This window comes from Oleiphilus sp. HI0117 (genome assembly GCF_001635235.1).
In genome coordinates, this window is record NZ_LWGA01000804.1 from 1 (window position 1) to 4595 (window position 4595).

The window sequence follows — 4595 nt, forward strand, 5'->3', positions numbered from 1 at the left end:
GTGAAGTTTCTGAGAAGCCCTTTTCAGCAAAGAGAACCTCGGCAGCATCAAGTATTCGGTTAACAGTCTCGGTATAAGCCATATAATTCTTTTAGTATATATATTCCAAACAGATGTTTGAAACATACGTTTGATCTAGCTTAAAGTCAAGATTTTAGATTCTGCTCAGGCTCGCCTACCGACTTATTTAACGATTGTTCAAGTTTGCTAGCTTCAAGCTCATCAATTCTGTCATCCCAGCCTTGGTCAAGATGCTTAAAATGGCTCTCTAGATATTCTTTTTCCAAGCGTTTATAGGCCTTTTGAGCTTCAACCATTAATAACAAATACAGACGAATTGTCTTTTTGTTTTGCATATAGTTTAGCAGTGATCGATCTTTAGAGTAACGATATATACCGTTAAAGAGGCTCTTGGATAAGTTCGGGTTGAATTTTGTCAATTTTTGGCAACGCCATGCGAGCCCGTCAGTGCCTTCAAGGTACTGAATATGGTGTAAAGCTCCGTATTCGATCACCTTTCTTTTAGCTAGCAACTCATGTAAATGTGGACGAGAGAAAAAGAACTTCCGCATAGGAGAGAATGCAAAAAAAGCAGATAGAAAAGCCATACCACAACCAACACCACCAACCCAGGCATCAAGCAAACCTAACAAACTAAATACAAACAAGGACGCGAAAATAGCACATATAAGTACCCAGTAATCTCTATCTCTCCGAGCTTCGGCTACCAAGGTGTTATCGGGGTAATCGTCCATTGCGAGGTGATCATAGTTCAAGCCCATTACAGGCTCACAGCCTGCAAGTAATATCTTCTTCCTATGTTGCTGCAGTTTTAATTCGGCCTTTTGTGCAAGAATACGCTCTCGCGCGTTATCAACAATACTTTTCTTTTGGCGTCGGTCGTCTTCTAAACGACGCTCAACAGTTCCTCGAGGTTTTTTGCTTGTATGCCGTCGATCGGGAGTCTTGCGCCTGCTATTTTCCTCTGCGTCATCACCAGAGGCCAAGCCATTATTTTGATCGATATCATTTAACAAGCTATCAAGAGATGCAGTTTTGCTTGTATCCGCATTGTTTGTTTGTTGCGCAGTCACTAAGATTTCCCTTTGGTGTTGCTATAGTTTATCGGATGCCATCTGAACAACTTTAGTAATTATAGCCTCTTACTTATCATCTTTGCTTAGATTCTGGGCTATTAAAAACGCAAGGCACCCTCGCCCTTACTCGCAACAATAGACAGACCTAAAAACTAAACTAGACAAAATTCAAGTTGCGCCGGTTATCATATTTGTTATAAATCCGGCGTTTTTTATGGCTTTCTAGAAACTATTTCTCAGACATCCACTATACTAACAACTACACACCAATCACTAGCTAACTACGCACATCGGACTCTGAGCAGAGCATGAGCATTCACAGAAAGATAGACCTACTTCCTGAACGCTCTCAAATGGCATGGCTTATCTTGCTTATTGCCACTATTGGGCTGTGGGTCAGTCTCGCGATTTCTAAGCCATCCTTAGCACAAAGCACGTCATCGCAGTACGAAACAATTAAGGTAAGCAAAATAGTAGATGAAGTTAATGCACTACCTTATCTAGATTACTACTTGGACAGTTCCTTTTCGGCAAGCATCAATGATGTGCTAGCAATAGATAAAAATAAATGGACAAAAAATACCGAGCACATTCAGCACTTTGGGCAGACGAACGCGCCTTACTGGTTCCGCTTTAAGCTACACAAACAGCGCTTTCATATCGACCAACAGTATTTTGTTAAATTAGATTACCCTCATCACGACCGTGTATCGATTTATTTTGTCAATGACGGCCGCATCGTCAAACAAGTCAATACCGGCGACCACTTACCATTTAAAAGCCGAAAGGTAGATTTACCTACTTTTGTTTTTAGTATTCCAGAAAACCATACAGAGCTTGACGTATATCTAAACATACAGTCAGAAGGTGTATTGCAACTCCCGCTCTCAATCGTTACCCAAAATGAGTTAAGTAAGCAAAACATATCTTTTAGTCTTCTATCCGGGATATATTTCGGCGCAATCCTGATTATGCTTTTTTACAATAGCTTTATTTATCTCACCGTAAAGGATAAAGGCTATCTTTACTATTTAATATACCTAAGCTCATGCGCAATCATCCAGTTAGTGCTTTCTGGTCTCGCTTTTCAATATCTATGGCCAAACTACCCCCTATTTAATTACCACGCTGTTGTATTTTCTGCCGCTTTTACCGGCATTAGTGCGATAACATTTATTAAGAATTTTATTGGTATCGACTACATAAGCTCTAAGCGAGACCTTGTACTGATAAAGCTTCTAATTCTGACTTTCATATTGACGGTACTATCCGGCTTCTTAATTTCTTATAGCTTCGCATTAAAAAGTACATTTATCGCTGTAAGCTTTATGGTAATGACCGGCTTTTACCTTGGTGTGAAATACTGGCTAAAAGGGATTAAAACTGCTCGTTATTTTGCTTTGGCCTGGTTTAGCTATTTAGGTGCGGTCATTATTTTCCTATTAGAAAATAACCGAATTATAGAACCAAATATTTTCAATGAAAACGCATTATCCCTTGGCACTCTAATCGAGCTGACACTTCTCTCTATCGCATTCGCTGACAGGTTAAATTATGAAAAAGACTTGCGAGTTGAAGCTCAAGATGCACTACTCGATGCGCAAATCAAAATGAATCAGGATTTAGATAAAATCGTTAAATCACGCACCGAAGCGCTCGAAGAAGCGAATACGCAGCTTAAGGAACTAAGCGTAACTGACGGCCTTACTAGTCTAAAGAATCGCTACTATTTCGATAAGACCTTTAAGAAAGAAATTCACCGTGCTGCGAGGGACAGCCTCAGCTTTTCAGTTATTATGATCGATATAGATCACTTTAAGGTCCTTAATGATAAATACGGACATTTGTATGGTGACTACTGTCTAACTCGCTCTGCCGAGCTGATAAAAGCAGTTATCCATCGACCTTCGGATACCGTCGCACGCTATGGCGGTGAAGAAATAGCAGTGCTTCTACCCAATACGACATTAGACGGTGCTATGCGACTTGCCGAGCGCATACGTGAGCAGTTCAAAGAAAACGAGTTTTTGGATTCGGGCATTTCAACCTTTTTAACTGTGAGCATTGGTGTATCCAACGCCACCCCTACTACAGACACAATCAAGCACGCGATTAAACTATTGGATATTGCCGATCAATGCCTGTATAAAGCAAAGGAAGCTGGGCGCGATCGAGTAATAGGCCAGAAATGCTATTTCGAGTAATACAGTGCCACTTTATCGTGGCCACTCACTGAAACACTCTCGCACTAATTCGACAAACGCCTCCTCACAAACACTAGCCATATTAAAATGAGAGTTTAAGGAATTATGTTCACAGGCATCGTTCAAGGTAAAGCAAGCATTCTTGAAATTTCAGGTACAGACAATCTAAAAACATTAAAAATAGGTTTTCCTGATGGCGCATTGAAAAACATAAGTAAAGGCGCAAGTATTGCAATTAACGGCACTTGTCTGACCGCTACCGCCTTTGATCTTGAGCAAAACTGGGCGAACTTCGACGTAATGCTCGAGACACTTAAACTAACAAACCTTGGCTCGCTACAAGAAAGCGACCAAGTTAACTTTGAGCGAGCCGCGGCTATTGGTGATGAGATAGGCGGCCATCTAATGTCTGGGCATATCCATTGCAGCGTTGAAATATGTAAAATTGACTCAGCTAACGATGTCCATACAGTTTATTTCACAACACCCGAAAATCTCCAAAAATACCTCCTACCTAAAGGCTTTGCCGGATTAAATGGCTGCAGTCTAACACTAGGCGAAGTATCTAATGAGTCCTTTAGCGTTCATCTAATACCTGAAACACTAGAGGTAACAACCTTTGGTGAACTCAAGGTAGATGATGCAGTGAACCTAGAAATTGACCCTCAAACTCAGACCATCGTTGATACCGTGGAGCGATTCATGAGCACAAAAAAGCCAGCTTAAATGCTGGCTTTAGGTCTAATCGTATCAAGCAAATATTCTAATGTGCCGAAATGACGAGTGAAGTATCCGAGATATGGAAATCAGTAAAGTAGACAGAACCGATGCTTTGACCTGTATCTCCGAAAGAGACATGGGGTAGATCCCAATCCCACGCAACGTTTATATCGTAGATTGCTTGGCCATCAACATGAATCAAAGCATCCCCATCTTTATGGATGATGTGTTGCGCTGCAGCCAACTTACTTTGAACACTTGCAAAGCCAAAACTACCAAGCGTATCATTCCCACGTTCATTATGAATTCTCATATCACGCAGTGTTAAATAAGGGTTTGTTACTGAGCGAGGTATGATTGTATTGGTCGCATTGTTCGTACTATCAATATCCAAATCTTCTACACGAAATTTCGCATCGATCCCCAGATATGAATCAGCTAGCAATATATTTCTTGGCTTACCATTCGAAGAATTGCCGGTCGTATCATGAAAGTCATTTCCTTGGTTTTTAATAACTATATCTAAATAACCTAGGTAAGCTTCCACTGAGAAATTCTTGCTTAAGGCAGTCTC

4 protein-coding genes and 1 pseudogene are annotated in these 4595 nt (G+C 40.7%); 2 read left to right on the forward strand and 3 right to left on the reverse strand.

Annotated elements, in window-relative coordinates; all coding sequences use genetic code 11:
• Both A3757_RS25760 and A3757_RS13230 read right to left on the reverse strand, forming a co-directional pair.
• Positions 1 to 82 (reverse strand): annotated as a pseudogene (locus A3757_RS25760) (TetR family transcriptional regulator); the annotation flags it as partial.
• A 64-nt stretch (positions 83 to 146) separates the two neighbouring features.
• The gene (locus A3757_RS13230; protein WP_068554402.1) at positions 147 to 1094 is read right to left on the reverse strand and encodes a hypothetical protein; all 948 of its coding nucleotides are present in this window, start codon (positions 1092 to 1094) and stop codon (positions 147 to 149) included.
• A 311-nt stretch (positions 1095 to 1405) separates the two neighbouring features.
• Here A3757_RS13230 and A3757_RS13235 point away from each other — a divergent pair, with 311 nt between their 5' ends.
• Both A3757_RS13235 and A3757_RS13240 read left to right on the forward strand, forming a co-directional pair.
• Entirely contained in the window at positions 1406 to 3301 is a 1896-nt protein-coding gene (locus tag A3757_RS13235; protein ID WP_068510527.1) for a diguanylate cyclase, read from the forward strand.
• Positions 3302 to 3406: 105 nt separating this feature from the next.
• Positions 3407 to 4027: a riboflavin synthase gene (locus tag A3757_RS13240; RefSeq protein WP_068510525.1), complete on the forward strand. Its 621-nt coding sequence runs from the start codon at positions 3407 to 3409 to the stop codon at positions 4025 to 4027.
• Positions 4028 to 4064: 37 nt separating this feature from the next.
• Here A3757_RS13240 and A3757_RS13245 read toward each other — a convergent pair.
• Positions 4065 to 4595: hypothetical protein (locus A3757_RS13245; RefSeq protein ID WP_231878273.1), on the reverse strand; the 531-nt coding region annotated here is incomplete at its 5' end.